Here is a 22,767-nt window from a genome sequence, read left to right as displayed (position 1 = left end):
AGCTCGGGGGTTTGAGCTCACCCCGCCCTTCTTCGCCGTCTTTCGGAGACCCTCCCCACGAGTCCACATCCCCCACCACACCTCTGGGGGGGGCGTCCCCGGTGCCAGTCTAGCGGGGGTGGGGGGCGGAAAGGGGTGCGGCGAAAAGTTGGGGATGGATTCGGGGGTTGTGGATGGAGAAATCGGCAGGTCGGGGGTGGCGAACTTTGGTGCTCCAAGGGTGGTTAGACGCCGATGGGGCGCACCCCGCGCCGGGTGCGCCCCATCGGCGGTGTGGTGGGTTTAGTTGAGGGTCACCCTGTGGGCTGTGTTCTGGGTCGGGGCGTCCGGGTGGGTGATGGACACCGTGATGGTGGCGGGGCCGGTGGGGCGTTTGGTGGTCTTCCAGAGCAGCACGAAGCTGTCGGTGAAGGGGTCGTAGAGGGGGGTGGTGGGCCGCAGCGTTTGGGCACCGTCGATGGACACGGTGATGCGGCCGGTGAGCAGGAGGAGTGCGGAGGCCAGCTGCGGGATCGGGGTGCCGTTGGCGTCGGTCAGTTGGAAGCGGACCGGGACCAGGTCACCGGCTCGGACCTGGGTCGTGGGCGACAAGAACTTGACGCCCAGGTGGACCTGGTGGGGGGTGGTGGCGGTGCTGGCGGCGAACGAGGCGGAGCCGCTGTAGTCGGCTCGGACCTGGTGTTGGCCGATGGTCAGGGTCGTCACCGGCTGGCTGGTGGCGGTGCCGCCGACGAGGGCCACCGGGGTGCCGAGCGGGCGGCCGTCCACGACGAACTGGACGGTGCCGTCGGGGGTGGTGCCCGCTGGGCCGGAGACGCGGGCGGTGAAGCGGACCGCGCCGCCGATGATCGACGGGCTGGGGTTGGCGACGACCGTGGTGCTGGTGGTGGCGGCGGTGACGCGCAGTGGGAACTGCTTGGTCGCCGTGGACACCGCGTTGGTGGCGGTGACCGTCACCGTGAACGTGCCCGCGGTGGTGGGCACGCCCGTCACCCGGCCGTCCTGCCCGATCGACAGGCCCTGCGGGAGACCGGTGGCGCCGGTGGTCTGCGGCGAGCCGGTGATGGTCAGCGCGCCCGTGTAGGGCGTGCCGACGCGGCCGTCCGCCAGGGAGCCGCTGATGGTGACCGGTGCCAGCGCCGACACGGTGACCGGTGCGGAAACCGACGGCTCCAGCGCGGCTGAACCCGCGTAAGAGGCCGTGATCACGTGCGAGCCCGCGGCCAGCGTGGTGCGCAGGGTCGCGGTGCGGTCAGCCAGGGTCGCCTGCCCGAGAACGGTGGTCCCGTCCAAGAAGGTCACAACACCCGAAGCGCCAACAGCCGAATCGACACGCGCGGACAGAGTCAACTCCGCGCCCGCAGCGAGCGGGTTGGGGGTTGCGGTCAGCGTCGTCGAGCTTGCGCCCTTGGCGACGCGGATGGTGGCAGCGGCGTCGGTCGAGCCGTAGGCGTTGGTGGCGCGGACTGTGAAGGTCCGGTCACCGGCCTCGGTGGGCGTACCGCTGATGACGCCTTCCTCGCTCAGGAACAGACCCGAGGGCAACGTGCCCTCGGCGAGCGAGACGACCGCCGGGGAGCTCAGGCCGAAGGCGAAGGAGTAGGCCTCGCCGACGGTCGCCGGGGTCGGGGTGCCGGTGATCGCGGCGGGGCTGCCCGGGCGGATGCCGACCAGGACCGGGTCGTGGTCGCTGGTGCGGAAGCGGTCCGGCGCGTAGAGCGACTGGACCTGGCCCGGGGTCTTGAAGTCGGTGTTGTAGTCGAGCACCGACGGCTCGTCGGCGTTGGTGTGGGCCTCGCCCGCACCGGTGACCTGCGGGGCGAGCGACCGCGACGCGAGGGCGTGGTCGAGGTAGCCCCACTGGCCGTCGAAGACGTAGGAGTACGCCTCGGCGCCGCCGAAGGCCTTGGGCAGGTTGACGTAGCCCGCGTCCTCCAGGACCGCGATCGGGTCCTCACCCGCGTAGGAGTTGAGGTCGCCCACGATCAGGACGTCCTCGTCGCCCGCGGCGGGCACGACGGTCTCGCGCAGCCACTTCGCCAGCTCGGTGGCCTGCGCGGTGCGGCGGACGTTCCAGCAGCTCTGCCCGTCGCCCTGGTCGGTGTCCGGGCCGCTGGTCGGGCAGGAGCCCTTGGACTTGAAGTGGTTGGCGGTCACGGTGAACCGGGACCCGCCTGCGGTGGCGAAGGTCTGCGCGACCGGCCGCCGCTCGAAGACCGGGTTCTGGTCGACGAAGGTGGTGCCCGCGACCGGGGTGACCCGGTCGTTGCGGTAGAGCACGGCCACCTTGATCGCGTCGGTGCCCGCGACGTCGACCACGCCGGTGGCGGCGTCGGCGTCGACGAACGACCACACGGCCGACCCCTCGGCGGTGTTGAGGGCCGCGACCAGGGCCTGGATGGCGCTGCCGGGGCCGTAGCCGTCGTTCTCCAGCTCCATGACCCCGGTGACGTCGGCGTCGAGCGAGCGGATCGCGGCGACCTCCTTGGCCAGCTGGCGCTGGTACTCGGTGTCGTCGCCCGCGCCGCGGCAGTCGGTGACCGCGCCCTGGGTGCCCAACTTGCAGCCGGTGTAGGTGTTGAAGAAGTTCAGCAGGTTCGCGCCCGCGACGTGGACGGTGGCGGCGCCGGTGTCCGGTCGGGTGGTCGGGCGCTGGTTGACCGCGTCGAACACCGCGGTGCCGCCGAGCGCGCCGATCGGGCGCAGCCGGTAGGCGTTGCCGCTGGCCGCGTTGCCCGCCCAGGTGTAGGTGAGCACGCCGACCGGTGCGGTGACGGTGTCGCCGCCGCGCAGCGTGTTGCCCGCCGACAGCGGCTGGCCGCCGCGGCCGAAGACGATCGGGTCGGGGTTCTGGCCGTTGGTGGCGTCGTCGATGATCAGCCGGTTGAGGTTGTTGGCGGCCTGCTTGGCCTGCACCGCGGCCTGGTCGGTGGCCCGGATGACCGAGGTCGGCTGCTGCAGCCTGCCACCGGAGGACACCACGACCTGGCCGAAGCGGCCGAGCTGGAAGTGCTCGGTGACCGTGAGGGTCTGCGCGACCTTCACCAGCATGCCCTCGACCCGCTCGAGGTCGGTGGCACTGGACAGCGGCAGGGTCACCGAGGTCGGGGTGACCACGGCCTGCACGCCGCAGGACTGCACGCCGGTCGCGGTGGCGGTGATCTGGGTCTGGCCCTGGAACTCCGAGGCGGTGCCGGTCACCTGGACGACGTCGCCGTTGGCGACGAGGTTGGCGCCGTTGTCGAAGACGAAGACGCCGTCGGAGGTGGCGGGGTCGCCGTCGCCGCCGTCCTGCAGGTAGAAGCCGCGCAGCGCGGGCTGGGCGCCTTCGTAGTCGCCGACGACGGTGCCGCGGACGGTCACGGTCTGACCGTTCTTGGGCGTGATGTCACCGGTTCCCTGCACGGCGCCGACGGTGCCCACCGGCGAGGTGCACGGCGGGGCGGCACCGACCGCGACGGTGGCGCCGACGGCCTTGCGCTGCCACTGCGGGAGTTCCTTGGCGATGGTGCCGTCGCCGTAGAAGACGGTGTCGCCGTCGTCGGTGAGGACCTGCACGGTGGAGCTGTCAGTCAGCGGGTTCGGCACGTCCACGACGGCCTCGGGCTTGCCGACCGGGGCGAACGCGTCGAGCGAGCCGGAGCGCGGCACGGGCTGGTGGGTGCTGTCGCCGTCCCAGCTGTAGAACTTGTACTCCCCCGCCGCGCCGGTGCCCGCGCTCGACGGGCCCGCGATGATCAGGTATTGGTTGGCGGCGTTGCGCCGGATCTCCCGCACGCCGCGACCGCCGAGGTCCCACCGCAGGGCGGTGCCGAACGCGGCGGTGACGCCGGTGGTCGGGTTGGCGGTAACAAGCGCGGCGGCGTTGGTCACCGGGACGACGATGGCCTTGCCGTCGCTGGTGAGCGGGCCGCGGAAGGCCAGAAGCAGGGTGGTGCCGTCCGGGGCGAACTCGGCGCCCTCGATGTTGACGCCGGTGGCGCCACCGGCGCCGTCGCCCTCGGGGGCGCGGGTCGCGGCGGCGGCGATGCCGAGCGCGTCACCGTTGGCGTGGTCCCACGCGATGAGGTCGTCGCGCAGTGTCTGGTAGCTGCCGCCAAGGGCGAAGGACGCGCCCACGCCGGTGCCGGTCACCGTGGTGGTGAACAACTCCTGGCGGTTGAGGCGGGTCTTGGCCGAAGAGTTCTGGCCGTGCGAGCCGATCCAGAAGATGGTGTCGCCGGTGCGGGCAGCGGCCTCGATGTCGATCTCGCGGGTGACGTCGGTGTCGCGTAGTGCGAGACCGGCGGCGCGGACGTCGAACGACTGCGCGGGGTAGCGCGAGTGGTCGCGGTCGTAGACGCGCAGCACGTTGGTCTCGTCGTCGGAGACGACCATCGCGCCGCCGCCGAGGTCGATCGCTGTGCTGGCGTCGCTGGCGCCGTAGTAGTTGCGCTGGCCCGCGGGCAAAGCGGCGGAGACCGCGACGGGCAGCGTGGTCGAGGCGGTGAGCGCGCCATCGGAGACGGCGACGGTCAGCGTCGCGCGGCCGACCGCGGCGGGGGTGAAGGTGAGGGTGCGGACGTCGCCGGTGCCGGTGGCGCCACCGGTCACGATCGCCGGGTCGCTGCTGGTCACGGTGACGGTGAGGCCGCTGGCCGGGGTTTCGGCGTCGCCAACGGTCACGGTGCGGACCGCGGGCGGGTTGTCCGGGTCGGCGACGGTCAGCGCCAGCTCCTGCGTGGCGGTGATCGTCGGCGCGGTGTTGGTGGCGCCGGAGATGCTGACCGTGGCGGTGCGGCTGTCGGCCTGGCCGCCGGGGCCGGACACGCGCACCCAGTAGGTGGCGGTGTCGGTCAGCGCCGGGGTGGTGAACGACGCCGCAGTGGCGCCGGAGACCGGGTTGGCCGTGTTGCCCGCAGCGCCGCTGTACCACTGGTAGGTCAGGGGGCCGGTGCCGGAGGCGGTAACGCTAAGAGTCGCGGTGGTGCCAGAGGCGACCGCGGTGTCCTGGGGCTCCGCGGTGATCGCGGGCGCCGTAGTGGACGCCGCAGGGGCGAGCGCGACACCGCGCAGCACGGTGTTGGTGGCCGCAGTGCGCAGCACGGTCGAGGTCGCGGCGATCGGGGCCGCGGAGGCGGCGGTGTCGTCGACCTTGACCAGCACGTTGTTGGTGGTCGTGGCGAAGAGGGTCACGCCGGAGCCGGTGACCTCGCCGGTAAGACCCCGCACGGCGCTGTTGGACGGGCGGAACGAGCCGCGCGCGGTCCAGGCGGTGCCGTCGGTGGAGAACTTGAGGATGCCGCCGGTGGCGGAGTCATCAGCGACATAGAGGGTGTCGACACCGGGCACGGCCGGGTCGCGGTCCAACGCCGCCAAGGCGTAGGGGCTCGCGACGGGAACGGTCAGCGCGGGAGTCTGTCCGCCGGTGGTGGGGAGACCCGTACCGACGCTGTAGACGCCGGTGGTGCCGCTGCCGGTGCTGACGTAGAGCTGCCCGCCCGCGATGACGGCGGCGCGCAGGTTCGTCGGGTTGGCGGAGTTGATCTGGGTGGACGCGCCGGTCGACCCGAGGGCCGCGAGGCGGACACCGCCGTTGGCGCCGACAACCCAGAACCGGCTGCCGTCGTCGGTGGTCGCGCCGCGCACGTTGTTGGCGCTGAAGGTGTCGGTGACGGTCGTGGTGGTGTCGACCGCGCCGGAGCCGTCGATCCTGCCGACGACCCGGTTGACCGCGGCCGAGGTGGTGCCCGCGACGCTGGCCGTACCCGGGTCGGCGTCGTAACCGGCCAGGGTCAGGTAGCGGCCGTCGGCGGACCGGGCGAGGGCCCCCTCCGAGGTCGCCGACCCGCTCAGCGTCAGGCGCTTGCCCGCGCCTGCCGTGGTCGGCAGCGGCACCGACTGCACCAGCGTGCCCGCCGGTGTGTACTCGTCGAGGAAGACCGCCGTGGCCGCGCTGCTCAGCGCGGCGTCACCGGTCCCCACCCTCGCCACCACGATGTTTCCTGGCGCGAACCCGACAGCCGCGGCGGACTGGCCGGTGACCACTGCGACGACGGACGCCGCAAGGGTGGTCACCACCAACCCACCGAGGAGACGTCGCGGACGTGAGCGCACGTCAACTCCCCTTCATCCACACAACCGTTCCCAACACTGCCGGCTGAAACTAGATCGCCCGACGACCCCGCGATAGGCCTGTTCGGGCAACGTTCAGCCAGCGTGCATCCACCGTCCGTGGCGGTGAATGGCCCACCAACCAGGCGTTCTCCGCACCGGTGAGGGTCTCACGCGGGATCTCAGTCGCGGCGCTGCAGCAGGCTCGGCCCGATGATCCGGCGCACGACCCGCCGCACCAGCGGCTTCTGCACGGCCTTCTTGGCGGCGGGCACCTGCGGTTGCGGATTGGCGGCCTCAGCGGTCGAGGGGACAACCGGCGACATCCGCGCGGACAGCGACTCAAGGCCGTTGGTCGGCGAGACAGGAGTGGGCGACGGCGCACTCCTGGGAGCGGCGTCGACCATGAGCGGGACGGCCTGCCCGGCAGGAGGCACAGCAGGCTGAACATCTACAGCAGGAGATGCCGACAACGGCCGCACGGGAGCCGGGCCCACTGGCGCAACACCCGCGGCTACGGGGTCCAACACCGACGACACGGCGGGCGCCGGAACCGACCGGGCAGGCACAGCGGAAGTGGCCGAGAACGACGATGCAGCCGCCGTGGTGGTCACAGCCGGTGCCACCGGCCCGACACCTGCGACAGCAGGCGCAGCGGGCGCGGCCGACAAGGCAACTGGAGCGGCAACAGGAACAGGTGCACCCGACACCACGGACGGCGACACCGGCCGAATACCCGCGGCAGCGGGCGCCACCGCCGACGAAGCGGCAGGCGCCGGGGCAACGGGCCGAACAGGCACTGCTGGCGCGGGCGAAGCAGTTGGCACAGCGGCAGGAACAGGCGTAGCCGAAACCACGGACGGTGCCACCGGCACAACGCCCGCGGGGGCCACCGACGACGCAGCAGGCGGCGGAGCACATGGCCGAGTGGGCGCAGCGGAGGCGGCCGAGAACGGCGAAGCAGCCGCGGTGGCAGTCGAAGCCGGAACCACGGGCGGCGCCACCGACGACGCCGCAGATTCGGCGCTAAGAGGCTGTGGGGCTGCGGCGGCTGGCTGGACACCGGCATGTGGCGCGGCTGCGGACTCCCATGCGGGCGGCTGGGGCGCAGTGGGCCGCGGGGTGGGCTGCGGCGCCCAAGGAGAGACGGCCTCGGGGGTGGCCTCGACCGGGCGGAAGGGGGCGAACAGGTCGACCGGGGGCTCTTCGGCGCGCGGTGCCTTCGCGGGCTCGGACTGAGCGGGGATCACCGGCTGGTCGGGGACGCGGGTGAACCGGACGGTCGTGGCGTGCTGGACGGACGTGTGGCTGGGTGCGGGACTCGTGGTCGGGTTCGGCACGGCGTCGATCTTGTCAGCCCGGTGTTCCGGCCGCCAGACGGGGGTCCGCTAGTCCATCCGGGTGCGCCGCGGTCGACCCGGCCAAGGCGGGTCACCGGGCTTGCGCGGGCGGTTCCCGCAGACCAGGGGGCCTGCGCGACGCGAACCGGCAAGGCCGCCCGGGCGGAGTCCGCGCACCGGTTCCCGGGTGGCGCGAAACGGTTGGAGCGCGGTGCGAGCCGTCGCGGTCAAGCGTCCACTTCGGGGGCGCCTACCCGCGCGGGCGGGCCGAGTCCAGTCCAATCACGGCCGAAGTGGACCGGTTTCCCGCTGGCCCGGCCCGGTACCTTGATGATCATGGACCGCCTCTCCGACGCGAACAGCCTGGTGGAGTTGCTCGGCGATTGGACCACCACGGGCGGTCCGCTCTACCGCAAACTCGCGGGCGCTGTGGCCAAGACCATCGAAGTCGGCGACCTGCCCGCGGGCGAACGGCTGCCCTCCGAGCGCGACTTGGCCAAGCTGCTGACGGTCAGCCGTGCGACCGTTGTCGCCGCTTACGACGAGCTGCGCGGCAAGGGCCTCGTCGACAGCGTGCGCGGCAGCGGTACCCGGGTGAGCGCGCGCCCGAGGGTCAACGGCTCCCACGGCCGCATCCCGGGTGGGCGGGCCACCTCCATCTTCCAGCGGCTCGTCGACGGACCGGGGCCGATCATCTCGCTGGCGATGGCCATCGAACCCGCGGCGCCCGAGCTCGCCGAGGTCTACCGCGACCTGGCCGACGGCGAGCTCGCCGAGTTGATGGCCGATGTCGGCTACCACCCGAGGGGCTATCCCCCGTTGCGCGAAGCCGTTGCCGCGCACTACACCGACGTGGGGTTGCCGACCGACGCCGACCAGGTGCTCGTCACGACGGGGGCGCAGCAGGTCATCGGTCTGGTCGCACAGATGTACCTGCGGCCGGGGAGCACCGTCGTCGTGGAGACGCCGAGCTGGCCGGGTTGTCTGGACGTGTTCCGCGCGGCTGGTGCGCGGCTGGTCGGCGTGCCGCTCGACGACGAAGGCATCCGCCCGGACCGGTTGGCGGCCGTGTTCGCCGAGGAACGCCCGGTGCTGGCCTACCTCATGCCCACGTTCCACAACCCCACCGGCCGGATGATGTCGACGACGCGGCGAAGACGGGTCGCCGAACTGGCTGCCCGGTACAACGTGCCGGTGTTGGAGGACAACGCCTATAGCGGTTTCCACAGCCGCACCGGTGCCACCCCGCCCCCTATAGGCGCGTTCGCCAGGGGCAATGCGGAGATCCTGAGTGTCGGCTCGGTCGCGAAGTCGGTGTGGGGCGGCTTGCGCATCGGCTGGGTACGCGGCCCAGCCGCCATCGTGGAGCGGCTCGCGAGGTACAAGGTCCGCGCGGACCTGGGCAGCCCGGTGCTGGACCAGGCGCTGACCGCCCGGCTGCTGCCGAGGTTGGACGAGATCACCGCGATCCGGGCCGCGACGATGCGGTCGCGGCTGGAGCACATGCAGACCCTGCTGGCGGAGAACCTGCCGAGCTGGCGGTGGCAAACCCCGGACGGCGGCTCGGCGCTGTGGGTGGCGCTGCCCGACACCAGCGCGCAGATCTTCGCCCAAGTGGCCCTCCGCCACGGCGTCGAGGCCGTCCCGGGATCGGCCACCGACCCCACCGGCGCGCACGACAACCACGTGCGGGTGCCGTTCACCTTCCCCCACGAGGTCATCACCGAACTGGTCCGCCGCCTGGCCCGAGCCTGGGCCGACCTCCAACGCCACGGCCCGGTCACCGACACGACCCCGCTGATCTGACGCCATCGCGCGCACGGCCGAGCAACTCCCCGCCAACCTGCGGCCGCCAACCGCGCCTTCGGCGCATGGCCACCTCAGTGGCAGATCTCGCCAACCTGGGTCAAGCCGCGCCTTCAGCGCGCGGCCACCTCAGCGGGATGCCGCCGACCGCCAGGTCCAGCAGCCGCCGGACGCGGATGAGACCACGTTCGTTGGGCAGAACAACGAAAGTTTCACCATGCCGACCAAGTCGCCAACGGCGATCCCCTACGCAGCCGCCCCGGTCTCCTGCGCATAGACGAGCAACTCCCCGCCAACCCGCACCAACCAGCCGGCACCTCAGCGGCGGATGCCGCTGACCGCCAGGTCCAGCAGCCGCCGGACGCGGAGGGGGTCGCGTTCGTTGGTCAGGACGATGGAGTTCAGGAGGTCAAGCAGGTCGCCGATGGTGGTGTCGGGGGCGGCGGCCTTGGCTTTCTGGGCTCGGGTCAGCAGTTTCTTGCCGGTGTCGCGGACCTGGTCGTGGGCGCTGGTGAGGTCCTTGGCGCCCTCGGCGAGGACGAGGAACTTGGCCAGGCCGAGGTTCGCGGTGAAGTGGTCGGCCAGCAGCAGCACCCAGTCGACCAGGGCGGTTCCGGGGTCGGCCGAGGTCAGCAGGGGGGCGGCCGCGGCGTTGAGGGCTTCGACGCGGTCGTGGAAGACGACGTCGAGGAGGATCAGGCGGGTGGGGTAGTGGCGGTAGAGGGTGGCCGAGCCCAGGCCCGCGCGGCGGGAGATCTCCTCGAGCGAGGCGTCGGCGCCCTGTTCGGCGACGACGATGTTGGCGGCGACGCGCAGCTTCTCGTGGTTGCGCCTGGCGTGCGCGCGCACACCCCGCTCTTCGGGCGCGGGATCCTCGACGGGGGCTGGTTGCGGGGCTGGCTTGGACGCCACTGGAGTCCTCCGTCGAGCGGTGGTGGGCGGGGTTGTCCCCCGAATCCTAGCGGGCCCGCGACGGGGTGGCACCCCGATAGGGGTGCGGCCGGAATCCGTTTTGTCCTCTTAGGAGCCTTGGCGGCAACGCCCCAGCATAGCGGTGGGTGGAAACCACGCCCTTTCCGCTCGTCGCCCCAGCGTGCCGGGGCCCTGAGCGCGGCTCGGGGCCGTGACGTGCGCCAACGCGGGTTCCGGCTGGCGGAATGTGGGTGGCGGGCACCCATGCCCGACCCCCCTACCGGACATAACTTGGACATCCCGGTGCAGGGATGCCGCCGGGATGTCCACTGTGGAGACCGTGCCCGGGGTCCGCGCGGTGAGGGGGAGAAGAGGTTTGCCGTGAGCGAAGTGCTGGGCGCCGTGACCCGGTTCGTGGTCGAGGAGTTCCTGCCGGACGTGCCCGCCGAGGAGGTGGACCCGGATCTGGACCTGGTGGCGGCCGGGGTGATCGACAGCCTGGGCGCGCTGCGCGTGCTGGCCTGGTTGCAGGACACCTTCGACGTGCGCGTGGACGAGGTGGACCCGGCGGACCTGCGGTCGGTGCGCGCGGTGGCCGGGCTCGCCGTGTCGCCGGTGCGGGCGGGCTGAGGTGTCGGCGTTGCTGGCCGGGCTGACCAGACGGGCAGGCCCGGTGGGGAGAGCGGCGTGGGGGTGTTTCCTGGACCGGTTGTCGCGGGGGCGGCTGGCCAGGGGTGAGGCGGCGGCGGTGTTGGCGTCGTTGTCCACGGTCATGCCCGATCCGGGTTCGCTGGCCGCGTTGTTCGACGCGGCGCAGGAGCGCGGTGGTGCGGAACCGGTGGCGTATCCGGGGGCGGTGAACGTCGTCGGGACCGGCGGTGGGCCGCTCACGGTGAACGTCTCCACCGCGGCGGCGGTGGTGGCCGCGGCGATGGGGGTGCGCGTGGTCAAGACCGGGTCGCGCGGCTACTCGCGCCGGGCCGGGTCTTTCGACGTCCTGGCAGCGGCCGGGGTACCCCTGGCGGGTTCGCACAGCGAGTTGGCGGACATGGTGGACCGGTTCGGTGTGGGGTTCGCCGGGGTCTTCGTTTACCCGGTGGAGATCTCGCTGCTGGCCGCCGAGATCGTGCCGTTGGACCTGCGGACAGTGGGGCGGTTCGTCAACACCGTGGGGCCGTTCTTGGCCCAGGTGTCGGTGGCGGCGCAGTTGACCGGGGTGGCCCGCGCCGAGGACGTGCCCGCGTTGCGCGCGCTCGCGGCTCGGCGCTCGGACCAGAAGACCTGGCTGTGCCACAACGACACCGGCGTCGACGAGTTGGTGTCGTTCGCCGTCAACCACGTCCACGAGGGGGTGACCGGGCGCAGTTGGCGGCTGGAGCCGTCCGAGCCGGGCTCCCTGCTCGACCTCGCGCCCGGGGCAGACCCGGTGGCGGACCTGCGTGCGCTGCTGTCCGGTAGCGCGCCTATAGCGGCGGTTCAGACCGTGTGCTTGAACGCGGCGGCGTTGGCTGTCCTGTCCGGGTCCAGCACCGACTGGGCGCGGGCCAAGGCGGACGCGGCCGAGGTCGTGCGGGATGGCGCGGCGACGGCGTTGTTGGCCCGGTTGGTTCGCCATGGTTGAGCCCGTGCAGTTCACGCTCAGCGCGCGGGACATCCCGCGCACCTGGTACAACCTCGCCGCCGACCTGCCTGACCTCGCCGCGCCCCGGCATCCGGCGACGGGTCGGGCGGTTACACCCGACGATCTGCTGCCTATAGTGCCCGCGGAGATAGCCCGGCAGGAGTTGACCCTCGACCGGGAGGTAGAGATCCCGGAGCCGGTGCGGCAGGTCTATGCGCGTTGGCGCCCTTCGCCGTTGGTGCGGGCGCGCGGGCTGGAACGCGCTTTGGACACACCCGCGCGGATCTACTACAAGTACGAGGGAGTCAGCCCTACTGGCAGCCACAAGCCGAACACGGCGGTCGCGCAGGCGTACTTCAACAAGCAGGCCGGGATCACGAAACTCGCCACGGAGACCGGGGCGGGGCAGTGGGGATCTTCTCTGGCTTTGGCGGGCGCGTTGTTCGGCCTGGATGTCAGCGTCTACATGGTGCGGGTGAGCTTCGACCAGAAGCCTTACCGCCAACTGCTGATGCAGACCTACGGCGCGCGTTGCGTATCGAGCCCGAGCAGGGAGACCGAGACCGGTAGGTCCATCCTGGCGCGGGACCCGGACTCCCCCGGAAGCCTGGGTATCGCCGCGTCGGAAGCCATGGAGATCGCCGCTCAGGACCCGTCGACGAACTACGCCTGCGGAAGCGTGCTCAACCACGTGTTGCTACACCAGACCGTGATCGGCCAAGAGGCCATCATCCAGTTCGGTTTGGCCGACGACTACCCGGATGTGGTTATCGGGTGCGCGGGTGGTGGCAGCAACTTGGGCGGGTTGTCGTTCCCGTTCCTAGGAGAGCAACTGCGCGGTGGCAGGCCTGTTCGCGTAGTGGCAGCTGAGCCCGCCTCTTGTCCTTCGATGACCCAGGGAACGCTGGCCTACGACTTCGGCGACACGGCCGGGTTCACGCCTCTACTGCGGATGCACACTCTGGGGCACGGGTTCATCCCACCGCCTCTACACGCGGGTGGGCTGCGCTACCACGGTATGGCACCTCTGGTGAGCGAGGCGGTCGCGCAGGGGTTGATCGACCCTGTCGCGGTCGCGCAGTCAGCGTGCTTCGCGGCGGGTGTGCGATTCGCGCGCACAGAGGGGATCGTCCCGGCGCCGGAGTCGTGCCACGCGGTCGAGGCTGCCATCCGGGAGGCGTTGTGGTGCAAGGAGGAGGGCATCGGCCGGACGATCCTCTTCGGACTGTCCGGGCACGGCCACTTCGACCTGCCCGCCTACGCGGAGTACTTCGCGGGCACGTTGCGGGACGAGGAGTTCGACCTCAGCCGGATGTACGCGGCGTTGGCGGGGCTGCCGGATGTCTGAGCCGCTGGTGAAGGTCTGCGGGGCCACCCGCACCTCGGACCTCGCCGCGCTCGGCGGGGTGGACCTGGTGGGTCTGTGGTGCGGTGTGCGGGGCGGCCACGCGAACCTGTCGCCGTCGACCTTCGCGGAGTTGGCCTCGCGCGGCGGCCCGGAGCCGGTGCTGGTGACGTTCACCGATGACGCCAATGGCCTCGTCGGGCTCGCACAGGCGACCGGGGTGCGGTGGGTCCAACTGCACGGGTTCCAGCCGCCGAGGGTGGTCAAGGTGCTCAAGGGGGCTGGTCTGACCGTGGTGAAGGCCCTGCACGTCAGGGCCGGGGTGTGCTTGGAGGAGGCATTGGTGGGGGCTTACGAGCAGGCGGGGGTGGACATGTTCTTGCTCGACTGTGTGGGACCGGACGGGGCGTTGGGCAGCACGGGGAGGACTTTGGCCGAAGAGGTGGTGCTGGGCATCGCGAACCGGCTGAGTCGACCGTTCCTGCTCTCGGGTGGGATCACCCCGGACAACGCCGCCGACTTCCGGGAGGTCCGGCGGCACCCCAGGTTCGCCGGGGTCGACGCGGACACCGGCTGCCGGGGCGGCAACGGTCGGATCGATCCCGGCAGGGTGAGCGCACTGGTGGCGGGGTGGCGGCCGTGAGCGGGTTCATCGAGGCGCTGCTGGGGGCGTCCATCCCGGTGATCCCCGAGGTCAAGGTGCACAGCGCTGACGGGGTGTCGTTGCTGGGCGACCGGTCGCCGGTGGCGATCGCGGCGGCGTACCAGGCCGCCGGAGCGGGGTGCGTGTCGGTGGTGACCGGCAGGTGGTTCGGCGGGGACCTGCGGCTGCTCGCCGACATCACCGCGCGCTGCGACCTGCCCGTGCTGCAGAAGGACTTCCTGACCAGGGAGTCCCAACTGGTGCACGCCAGGGACGTCGGAGCGGCCGCGGTGCTGCTGACCGCCGCGCTGGTGCCGGGGCGGGTCTTGGCGACGCTGGTGGACAAGGCGCTGCTGCTGGGGCTGACGCCGTTCGTGGAGGTGGTGTCCGAGGCCGAGATCGCCGCGGTGCCGCACCCCGGGGAGTGCGTGCTGGCGGTGAACAACAAGGACATCCGGCTGCGGGAGCGCGGACCGGCCGATCTGGGCCGCAGCGAGCAACTGCTGCCGGTCGTGCGGGCGACGGGCTGCCGCGCCCCGGTGAGCGCCAGCGGCATCGAGCGCTCTGAGCAGGTCACGCGGCTGGTGGAGGCCGGGTACACCGCTGTGCTGGTCGGCACGGCGTTGTTGCGGTCACCCAACCCGGCCGCCTGGTTGTCCCACCGGGCCGGGGTGCCGCGGTGACGGCCATCCCGACCCCGCGCACCCCCACGGTCGAAGAACCGACGGCGTTGTCACTGCGCACCGCGTTGCGCCGGATCCCGCTCAACGAGCACGGACCAACGAGCAGGCTGTTCCGCCTGGACGCGGTCGCGACCGACTTCGTCGAGCGGTTCACCGGCTTGCCGTCGGCACCGCACTCGGAGATGGTGGTGCAGTACCAACTGCCGGACACATCCATCCCGATCCTGCTCGGGTTCTACGGTGACACCAACCGGGTTCGGGCCCTCTTACCCGGACTCCCCCGGTACGCGAGTCGCGAGACCACGAAGGCGTTGATAGAGGCAGCTGTTCCCCCTGTGCGGGTCGCGCAGAACCGCGTGCGGTGGCCATATGTCGACTTGCACAAGCTGCCGTTGCTGACCGACCACACCGCCGGGCGCTACATCACCCAAGGCGTCCTCTACGCGAACCGCGGCGACGTTGCCGTGTTGTCCGCGCACCAGATGGTGGCGTTGGACGAGTCTCGGCTCGCTGTGTGCATGGGACCTGACCCGACCCTGGGCAACCTGCGCGCGGAGGCGTTGGCCGCTGGGGACCGGTTGCCCGTGTCGGTGAACCTCGGGGCTCCTCCCGCCGTGACCATCGCGTCCGCGTTGACCTCGCAGCTGTGGCCGGTCGACAAAGTGGCTCTTGCCGGTGCCCTCGCCGAGGCGCCGGTGGCGCTGTGCGCGGGAGTCGGGTCGACCGTGCTGGCGGACTCCGAGATCGTCCTGGAGGGCTACCTCGACCAGGCGGTGGCGGACGGACGCCCGGTGCTCACCGTGACCGCGGTGACCGCGCGCCCGGATCCGCTGTACCAGGCGATGGTGGAGCAGGGGCGGGAGCAGTCGGTCGTCCTGGGGCTGGCGGGGGCGTTGTCGGTGGCGCGGGCGGTCGACGACGACCTGGTCACCGACGTCCACCACAGCCCGGCGGGCGGCGGGATGCTGCTGTTGGTGGTGTCGGTGCGCAAGCGGTCCAGCGCCGACGACCACCGGCTGGCGGAGGTGGCGCGGCGGGCGTTCGACCGGCACCCGTTCGGCAGGTTGATCGTGTTCACCGACGACGACGTGGACGCCTCGTGCGCGGAGGACGTGCTGTGGGCGATGGCTACCCGGGGCACGGGTCGTTCGGAGTGGCCGCGCGCGGACGAACGCGGCTTCATCGACGCGACACTCCCCTACGGCCGTTAGGCACCTACGGGAAGTACTAGGCGCTGGAACAGGCGCTCTAGGTCCGCATCAGGGTCGTTGGTGAGCCCGGGGTGTGTAGGCGAGGTCTGCACGAGAGTGCTGCGCGGCGCTGTGAGCCAGCGGAAGCGCTGCCCAAGGGAGATGCCCGTTACCGGTGCCCGCTGGTCACTGCCATCGCAGGCGCCGCACAGCAGCGTCAGCGCGGTGGCGAGGGTGTCAATGTCGAGATCGGGGTCCAGGGCGCGCAGCCGGTCGGGGTCTACATGGGTGCGGCAGCGTAGGTAGTCCAGGCTGGCGCAATAAAGCAGGACGCCGACGTTCATGGCCTCGCCGCGGTCTTGGCGGGGTACGGCTCGCAGGAGCGCGTACTCAAACACGTGCGACACGGGTCGCCTCCAACTCTTCGACCCAGCGCGGCGCGTCAGCCAGTCGTGCCTCGAAGTACGCCCTATAGGCCGCCCTGGCCTGGTCTGGCGTGTCGAACACACTGTCCAACCAGTCGTCCGGTACCAACTCCAGCACGTCATCGACAACCGGGAGCACCTTCGGCGCGAGCGTCGCGTTGACCTCGACGACCGACCCCGCCACCGGCAGCATCACGTGGTCGGCAGCGTCGTAGCGGTAGGTCTGCGAGGGCTGCCATCCCGGCGCGAACCGGTGGTGGAAGTACAAAGACGCGCCGTGGTCGATGAGCCACACATCCCGGTGCCAGAGCAAGAGGTTCGGATTGCGCCAGCTGCGGTCGACGTTGAGGACCAAGGCGTCGAGCCACAACACCCGCGCGGCCAAGTCAGGCCCGGGGTCGCGCACCAGCGGGGTGAAGTCGAACGACCCCGGCAGGTAGTCCAACCCGAGGTTGTGGCCGCCGCTGGCGCGCAGCAACTCCTGGACCTCTTCGTCCGGCTCCGCCCTGCCGAGTTCCGGGTCGAGGTCGACGAGCACGATCTCCGGCACCGGTAGGCCCAATGCCCGCGCCAACTCACCCACCACGACTTCGGCCACCAACGCCTTGAGGCCCTGACCCGCGCCGCGGAACTTGAGCACGTACATCCCCAGGTCGTCGGCCTCCACCAACCCGGGCAGCGACCCACCTTCGCGCAAGGGGGTCACATACCGAGTGGCCGAAACGGCACGCAGGGGCGAGGGCACCCCCGAATCATGCCGTGCAATCGCGTAGGCGTCGCAGGTGGTCCTGTTCGGCAGGGTCGGGGCTGAGCTCTATCGCGCGCGTGTACTCCGGTGCGGCTTCCTCGGTCCGGTCGAGCCGTCGGAGCAGATCGGCCTTGACCGCGTGGAAGACCGCGAAGCCGTCGAGGTCCAGTTCCGCCACCAACGCCAACGCCTCGGCGGGACCGGAGACCTCGGCGACCGCGACAGCGCGGTTGAGGCGCGCGACCGGTGTCGGGGCCACCGCGATCAGCTGGTCGTAGAGCGCCACGACCTGGGCCCAGTCCGTCGGCGGGTCCGTGTGGACGGCGTTGATCGCGGCCTGGATCTGGTAAGGGCCCGGCGCGCCCCGGCGCAGGCACCGGCGGACCAGGTCGTGCCCCTCGGCGATCATGGCGTGGTCCCAGCGGGCGCGGTCTTGGCGGGTCAGCGGGACGAACACGCCGTCGTCGTCGACCCGCGCGGCGCGGCGGGCGTCGGTGAGCAGCACGAGCGCGAGCAGGCCGAGTGCCTCCGGCTCATCGGGCATCAACTCCACGAGCAGCCTGGCCAGGCGGATGGCCTCGGCGCACAGGTCCTCGCGGCGTCGGGCGTGCCCCTCGGTGAACACCAGGTACACCACGGCCAAGACCGAGCGCAGCCGATCGGGCAGGTCGGCGTCGGTCGGCACCCGGTAGGGGATGCGGGCCGCGCGGATCTTCGCCTTGGCCCGGACCAGCCGCTGCGCCATGGTCGGTTCCGGCACGAGGAACGCCCGGGCGATCTCGGCGGTGGTGAGGCCGCCGAGCAGCTTCAACGTCAACGCGACCTGGGCCGGTCTGCCCAGCGCCGGGTGGCAGCAGGTGAAGACCATCCGCAGCCGGTCGTCGCCCACGGGGCCCTCCTCGACTGGTTCCGCCGCCGCGTGCAGCAGCGCGGCTTGGGCGTGCTTGTCGTCGCGGTCGGCCTCGCGGCGCAGCCGGTCGATGGCCCGGTTGCGGGCGGTGGTGATGATCCACCCCGCCGGGCTCGGCGGGACCCCGCGCTCCGGCCAGGTGCGCAGAGCCTGGGCGAAGGCGTCCTGAACCGCGTCCTCGGCGATGTCGATGTCACCGAAGACGCGGGTCAGCACCGCGACCGCCCGCCCGTACTCCTGGGCGAACACGCCTGCCAGGGTCACCCGCAGTGACCGCCGATGGGGCGGACCTCTATCGGCAGGGTGAGCGCCACCGCCGCCTTGCGGCCCCACTCCAGCGCCGCGTCGAGATCGGGTGCCTCGATCACCCAGAGGCCGCCGACGTGCTCGCGGCCCTCGGCGTAGGGGCCGTCGGTCACCAGCACGTCGTCGCCCTTCGGGCGCAGCACGGTCGCGGTGTGCGCCGGGTGCAGGCCCGCGGTGAACACCCACGCGCCCGCGGCCCGCATCTCCTCGTTGAGGGCGGCGACGTCGCGCATGATCGGGTCCAGCACCTCCGGCGGGGGCGGGTCACCGTCGGGCTGCTGGATGCTGAGCAGGTACTGCGCCATGTCGGCTCCTCTTGTCGTGCGGGCCCGGCGGCCCGCACCCTCTACACGAATGGCTGCCTCGCGAATCGACACCTCGGCGACGGGCTGTTTTCGACCGGTCCTGACTGTACGGTTCGCACATGTCGCAACCGCCGCCGCACGACCCCCGGTACCCCGGCCAGGGCGGCTACGGTCCGCCCGTGGGCGGTGGGCCCTACCAGCCCCAGCAGCCCTACCCCCAGCAGCCCCGCCCGCAGCAGCCCCAGCAAGGGCAGCCGTACCGGCAGGAGCCCCAGCGTCCGGCGGGTCAGCCCCAGTCGGCCCAGCGGCCCGCCGCTCAGCAGGCCCAGCGGCCCGCACCCGCCCGGCCCGCGCCACCGCCGAGGTCGTCGTCCGGTCCGCGCCGGATCCCCGGGGTCGGCCTGGTGCTGGCGATCGTCGGGTCGCTGGTGCAGCTGCTGAGCCTCACGCTGCTGCCGTGGGTCGCGCACGGCGGCGACCCCAGGTCGCTGGCGAGCCTGGTGGGCGACCTGTCGGACGGCCAGGCGCACGGCTTCGGCGACTGGTACGTGGTGATCTTCAGCTACCCGCTGGTCGTGTTGGGGGTGCTGCTGTCGTTCTCCGCGGTGCTCGAGTCCGTGGCGATGAAGGTGGTGTGGGCGGGCCTGGTCCTGCTCGGCGTCGGGTACCTGCTGCTGCGCTACGGGATCGCCCCGATGACCGGCATGTTCGGCATCGAGCAGGACTTCAGCACCCGGGACGTGGTGGTCGCGGTGGCGGCGGTCGGTGTCGCCGTGGTGGTCATCTTCGTGCTGAAGACCGCGGTGAGCATGTTCCGCCGGGTCGCGGGCCTGATCCTGCTGGCGCTGTCCGGGGTCCACGTGGCCGCCGTCGCCGACTTCGCCGACGGCTTCGACAACCTCAGCGTCGGGTCGTTCGGACCGGTGGTCGGCTACGTGCTGATCGGGGCGGCCGCGCTGGTCGGCCCCAAGAAGTTCATGCCTTAGCCGACCAGTGCGAGGGGTGGGTCAGCCTGGGTGGCAGCTTGGTCGTGGAGTCACCGCGCGCGGAGTCCAGTTGGGACTGGATGAGAAACAGCGCACCGGTGAAGTCAGCCCCTCTTAGGTCAGCCCCCCGCATATCGGCACCGATCACATCGGCTTGGCGTAGGTCAGCGTCTCTTAGGTCTGCCCCGATGAGGTAGGCCCCTCTTAGGCTCGCCCCGCGTAGGTCGGCGCGCCGCAGCCGGGCACCCATGAGGTTGGCACCCCGGTGGTTCTTACCGCGAGTCCCCGCGCGGGCAACCTCGCTCGCCTTAAGCAGCAGCGCGTTGACCTTGCTGCGGTGAGAGTGGACGTCAAGGGATCGCAGCACAGCTGGGCCCGCGTTGGTGAGGTCCTCGGTCTCAACCAACACCCGACCGATGTCGACGCGTAGTGACGCGGCGATCTGCTGGGCCTCTGTGAGGTACCAGAGCAGCTCGTGCAGGTCACGCACAACCGGGAAGACGTCTTGGGCCTCGTCGGGCGCAGTGCGTGTGACTTTCTGACCCGCGCCAAAGCAGTCATAGACCGTGCACCCGGTGAACCCCTTGGCCCGCAGCCGGTCGTGGATCCCGCACCGGTGGTCAGCGAGCAGGTTGGGGCAGGCACGCCCAGCAGGCTTGTCAATGGCGAAGTCCGCAGACGCGGCGAAGGCGGGCACGCGGCAGCACAGCGCGTGGCAGTTGGCGCAATCGGCCCGCAACGCGGCGAACGGATCTGGCACGGTGCTCCTGACCGGTAACGGACCGTGAGAGTGTCACGACCAGGGTGGAGAACGAGCCTAAGGGGAGCCGTGACCACCACCGAAATCGACCTTCTCCGCCGCCGCTGACGCTGGCGAACGTTCACGCAGCTCGAGGCGCCTTCGAAGACTCCCTCCCCCACCTCGACGCCGCGATCGAGGTGGATCCGGCCACGCGGACCTCGGTGCCCTGTACGTCCAGATGGGGCGGTACGAGGAGGCCGAGGTGGAGTTGGCCAAGGCGATCAATCGTGATTGGTACGACGCGGCGGCGCATGTTGAGTTGGGGGCGTTGTTCCTGCGGACAAGCAGCAGAACGCCGACCTGCACGCTGAGGCCTACGCGCACGCACAGGGTGCGATCGGGTCCGCTCCGGACAAGGAGGCCGACCCGCACTTCGTCGCGGGTGTGGCCCACCACCGGATGGGCTCGCTAGCGGGCGACGCGCGAGGACGGCTCTTGTACCGCCAGCGGGCACTTACGCACCTGCGGGGGTGTCTCGATCGCCCTGCTCAGCACGCTGTGGGTCACCTTCTTCACCAGCGACAAGGTCACCGCCGTCATGTTGACGACGACCACGCCGGTGCTGGTCGGCTTGTTCACCATCGCGGTGTTGTTGCCGTCGCTGATCAAGCTCAAGCTGCCGGGGTTCGAGGCGGACCTGCAGGCGGGGACCGGACCGATCTCCCCCGGCCCGACCGGTCAGGTCACCTTCGGACCGGGCCGGTTCACCGTCACCGCGGGTCCGACCGGCCAGTTGCCCCGGCGGGAGTAGTCGGACAGACACCTGTCGTGTTCCAGCGGGTGGGATCGGTCAAGATAGGGGATTTCCCCCATGTTCGGCGGAGGCGGGCTGCCTAGGGTCCTGCTGTGTTCGCCGCCGGGACATGAGGAGTGTTCGCCATGACGGTGCCGCAGTCGATCGCGTCCCAGCCCGACGGGCCTGCCGTGCCGGTGTTGCCGGTTCGGTTCCGCGGGGTGCGGGGTGGGACTGGGCCGGTGACGCTGGGGCAGCGCAACGTGTTGCGGTGGCTGGGGACCGATGGGGACCGGTCGGACGTGTTGCCGGTGTTCGTGGAGTTGTCCCCCGAGCACACCGTGCCCGAGATCGTGGGGGCGTTGGGGGTGTTGGTGGCCCGGCACGAGGCGCTGCGCACGACGTTCGTGCTCGACTCCCCCGACGGGCCCACCCAGCGGGTGCTGGTCGAGGGCGAGATCGATCTGCAGCTGCACGAACTGGAGGGCGACGACCCGCTGGCGTTCATCGGGCGGTTGGTGTGGCAGCAGCTCGGGGTGCCGTTCGACGTGGTCAACGGGCTGCCGCTGCGGGTGCTGGTGATCACCGGCGGCGGACTGCCGATGGTGGTGGTCCTGCTGTTCTGCCACGTGGCGGTGGACGCGGCGGGGGCGGCGATCGTGGGTGAGCAGTTGCGCGCGCTGCTGGCCGGGCGCGACGACCTGGCCGAGGAGCGGGGGCACCAGCCGCTGGACCAGGCGGAGTGGGAGCAGTCGGAGGTCGGCAAGCGGCGGACCAGGTCGGCGCTGAAGTACTGGGACACCCGGCTGCGGCAGGTCCCGCAGGCGATGTGCGCGCTGCCGCCGCACCCGGAGGGCGCCCCGGGGTACCTGGAGCGGCGGATGGTGTCGAGCGCGGCCGCGGCGGCGCTGCGGATGATCGTGGACCGCACCGGCGCCAGCTACTCCACCGCGGTGTTGGCCGCGGCGGCCGCGCTGCTCAGCGTGCGGACCGCGACGCCGGACGGGGTCATCGTGTCCATTTGCGGTAACCGGTTCCGCTCGGCGTGGCGGGAGTACGTAGGCCCCTTGGCGCAAGACGCGTTGGTGCCCTACACGCTCGACGACGACGCCACCTTCGACGACGTCGTCCGGCAGGTGCAGGCCACCACCATCAACGCCTACCGCTACGCGCAGTTCGACTCCATAGAACTGTGGGAGGTCATCGACAGCGTGGGCCGGGAACGCGGCACCTACTTCCACCGCGACGCGGTCTTCAACGACCTCGGCGCCACTACGGCCGCCGCCGCGACCAACGCCCCGGCCGACCCGGTAGCTGCCTTAGCGGACACGAAGCTGGAGCCGATGCCGGATCGGACATTGCCTACGGCGTTCCTGCTCACGTTAGGCGGTGTGAGCGACACAGAGGCCGACATCCGGTTGCACGTGGACACCGCGCGCTTCCCGGCCGCGGAGGTTGACACGGTGCTCTTAGCGCTAGAGCGCCTGTTAGTGACAGCCGCGACCGGAGAGGTCCGGGTGCGTGACATCGGCTCGGTGACCGGGGTGGTTCCGGTGGTGCGGGACGAATCGTGGCGACTGCTCGACTCGTCGTGGGTGAGCTTGGACGACGTGCGGGCAGCGGTGAGCGGGGCCGCGGGCACGGAGCAGGTGCGGGTGACCGTCGAGGACGGACAGATCACCGCGTCCGTGACCGCGCCTGCCCCCGATCCGGAGGCGCTGCACACCGCGGTGATGGCCGCGCTGCCGGGCAAGCCGGGGGCGATGGCCCCGCACCGCTATGTGATCCACGACATCCAGGGGGCCGTTCTGACCACCGGTTCGGGCCGTCCGACCGCTTCTGCCGATTAACCGGGTAACCTAAGATCGACAATCGACACCGGTGATTCCACCGGTCGTTTGGCGATTCTGGGGGTGGCG

19 protein-coding genes are annotated in these 22,767 nt (G+C 71.3%); 10 read left to right on the top strand and 9 right to left on the bottom strand.

Annotated features, from left to right (window positions below; genetic code table 11):
• Positions 1-282: 282 nt before the first annotated feature.
• Together JOD54_RS19930 and JOD54_RS19925 are read right to left on the bottom strand one after the other, a co-directional pair.
• Positions 283-6,096, bottom strand: a complete 5,814-nt coding sequence (locus tag JOD54_RS19930; RefSeq protein WP_307860182.1) for an ExeM/NucH family extracellular endonuclease — start codon at positions 6,094-6,096, stop codon at positions 283-285.
• A gap of 179 nt (positions 6,097-6,275) precedes the next feature.
• On the bottom strand, positions 6,276-6,530 hold the full coding sequence (locus JOD54_RS19925; RefSeq protein WP_204451981.1) for a hypothetical protein: 255 nt from the start codon (positions 6,528-6,530) through the stop codon (positions 6,276-6,278).
• Between the two features lie 1,239 nt (positions 6,531-7,769).
• Between JOD54_RS19925 and JOD54_RS19920 the strand changes: the two genes are divergently transcribed.
• Positions 7,770-9,239 (top strand): aminotransferase-like domain-containing protein, encoded by a 1,470-nt coding sequence (locus JOD54_RS19920; protein WP_204451980.1) that lies wholly within the window; start codon positions 7,770-7,772, stop codon positions 9,237-9,239.
• A 318-nt stretch (positions 9,240-9,557) separates the two neighbouring features.
• On the opposite strand, the gene JOD54_RS19915 is transcribed toward JOD54_RS19920, so the two are convergent.
• Positions 9,558-10,151, bottom strand: a complete 594-nt coding sequence (locus tag JOD54_RS19915; RefSeq protein ID WP_204451979.1) for a TetR/AcrR family transcriptional regulator — start codon at positions 10,149-10,151, stop codon at positions 9,558-9,560.
• A gap of 381 nt (positions 10,152-10,532) precedes the next feature.
• Here JOD54_RS19915 and JOD54_RS34315 point away from each other — a divergent pair, with 381 nt between their 5' ends.
• The 6 genes from JOD54_RS34315 to JOD54_RS19885 are packed head-to-tail and all read left to right on the top strand — an operon-like array spanning position 10,533 to position 15,654.
• On the top strand, positions 10,533-10,781 hold the full coding sequence (locus JOD54_RS34315; protein WP_307860181.1) for an acyl carrier protein: 249 nt from the start codon (positions 10,533-10,535) through the stop codon (positions 10,779-10,781).
• A 1-nt stretch (position 10,782) separates the two neighbouring features.
• Complete coding sequence (locus JOD54_RS19905; protein ID WP_204451977.1) at positions 10,783-11,772, top strand: hypothetical protein; 990 nt, start codon at positions 10,783-10,785, stop codon at positions 11,770-11,772.
• Entirely contained in the window at positions 11,765-13,120 is a 1,356-nt protein-coding gene (locus JOD54_RS19900) for a TrpB-like pyridoxal phosphate-dependent enzyme (RefSeq protein WP_204451976.1), read from the top strand. The genes JOD54_RS19905 and JOD54_RS19900 overlap by 8 nt, the downstream gene beginning before the upstream one ends.
• Positions 13,113-13,760, top strand: a complete 648-nt coding sequence (locus tag JOD54_RS19895) for a phosphoribosylanthranilate isomerase (RefSeq protein WP_204451975.1) — start codon at positions 13,113-13,115, stop codon at positions 13,758-13,760. Before JOD54_RS19900 ends, JOD54_RS19895 begins: the two co-directional genes overlap by 8 nt.
• Positions 13,757-14,443, top strand: a complete 687-nt coding sequence (locus tag JOD54_RS19890) for a beta/alpha barrel domain-containing protein (RefSeq protein ID WP_204451974.1) — start codon at positions 13,757-13,759, stop codon at positions 14,441-14,443. The genes JOD54_RS19895 and JOD54_RS19890 overlap by 4 nt, the downstream gene beginning before the upstream one ends.
• Positions 14,440-15,654 carry a UbiD family decarboxylase gene (locus JOD54_RS19885; protein WP_204451973.1) on the top strand — a complete coding sequence of 405 codons (1,215 nt, stop codon included), beginning with the start codon at positions 14,440-14,442 and terminating at the stop codon, positions 15,652-15,654. Before JOD54_RS19890 ends, JOD54_RS19885 begins: the two co-directional genes overlap by 4 nt.
• On the opposite strand, the gene JOD54_RS19880 is transcribed toward JOD54_RS19885, so the two are convergent.
• From JOD54_RS19880 to JOD54_RS19865, 4 genes are read right to left on the bottom strand one after another with little or no spacing between them, the layout of a single operon-like run.
• Positions 15,651-16,040 carry a DUF3037 domain-containing protein gene (locus tag JOD54_RS19880; RefSeq protein ID WP_204451972.1) on the bottom strand — a complete coding sequence of 130 codons (390 nt, stop codon included), beginning with the start codon at positions 16,038-16,040 and terminating at the stop codon, positions 15,651-15,653. The two genes, JOD54_RS19885 and JOD54_RS19880, sit on opposite strands and share 4 nt — an antisense overlap.
• A complete protein-coding gene (locus JOD54_RS19875; protein ID WP_307860180.1) occupies positions 16,024-16,764 on the bottom strand; it encodes a HipA family kinase in 741 nt (246 codons plus the stop codon). Before JOD54_RS19875 ends, JOD54_RS19880 begins: the two co-directional genes overlap by 17 nt.
• 46 nt (positions 16,765-16,810) lie before the next feature.
• Entirely contained in the window at positions 16,811-17,980 is a 1,170-nt protein-coding gene (locus JOD54_RS19870; RefSeq protein WP_204451971.1) for an RNA polymerase sigma factor, read from the bottom strand.
• Complete coding sequence (locus tag JOD54_RS19865) at positions 17,977-18,327, bottom strand: YciI family protein (RefSeq protein ID WP_204451970.1); 351 nt, start codon at positions 18,325-18,327, stop codon at positions 17,977-17,979. Before JOD54_RS19865 ends, JOD54_RS19870 begins: the two co-directional genes overlap by 4 nt.
• A 119-nt stretch (positions 18,328-18,446) precedes the next feature.
• Here JOD54_RS19865 and JOD54_RS19860 point away from each other — a divergent pair, with 119 nt between their 5' ends.
• Positions 18,447-19,313: a hypothetical protein gene (locus JOD54_RS19860; RefSeq protein ID WP_204451969.1), complete on the top strand. Its 867-nt coding sequence runs from the start codon at positions 18,447-18,449 to the stop codon at positions 19,311-19,313.
• Here the strand turns inward: JOD54_RS19860 and JOD54_RS19855 are convergent.
• Both JOD54_RS19855 and JOD54_RS35160 read right to left on the bottom strand, forming a co-directional pair.
• Positions 19,303-20,073 (bottom strand): pentapeptide repeat-containing protein, encoded by a 771-nt coding sequence (locus JOD54_RS19855; protein WP_204451968.1) that lies wholly within the window; start codon positions 20,071-20,073, stop codon positions 19,303-19,305. The two genes, JOD54_RS19860 and JOD54_RS19855, sit on opposite strands and share 11 nt — an antisense overlap.
• Before the next feature lie 450 nt (positions 20,074-20,523).
• On the bottom strand, positions 20,524-20,646 hold the full coding sequence (locus JOD54_RS35160; protein ID WP_275592668.1) for a hypothetical protein: 123 nt from the start codon (positions 20,644-20,646) through the stop codon (positions 20,524-20,526).
• A gap of 7 nt (positions 20,647-20,653) precedes the next feature.
• Between JOD54_RS35160 and JOD54_RS19850 the strand changes: the two genes are divergently transcribed.
• Positions 20,654-20,866 carry a hypothetical protein gene (locus tag JOD54_RS19850; RefSeq protein WP_204451967.1) on the top strand — a complete coding sequence of 71 codons (213 nt, stop codon included), beginning with the start codon at positions 20,654-20,656 and terminating at the stop codon, positions 20,864-20,866.
• 128 nt (positions 20,867-20,994) lie between these two features.
• Positions 20,995-22,698, top strand: a complete 1,704-nt coding sequence (locus tag JOD54_RS19845; RefSeq protein WP_204451966.1) for a condensation domain-containing protein — start codon at positions 20,995-20,997, stop codon at positions 22,696-22,698.
• The last annotated feature ends 69 nt before the right edge of the window (positions 22,699-22,767 follow it).

The organism is Actinokineospora baliensis, assembly GCF_016907695.1.
Lineage (GTDB): Bacteria > Actinomycetota > Actinomycetes > Mycobacteriales > Pseudonocardiaceae > Actinokineospora > Actinokineospora baliensis.
The sequence above is the reverse complement of the archived record's forward strand: the minus strand, read 5'-3'. Positions and strand labels throughout refer to the sequence as shown.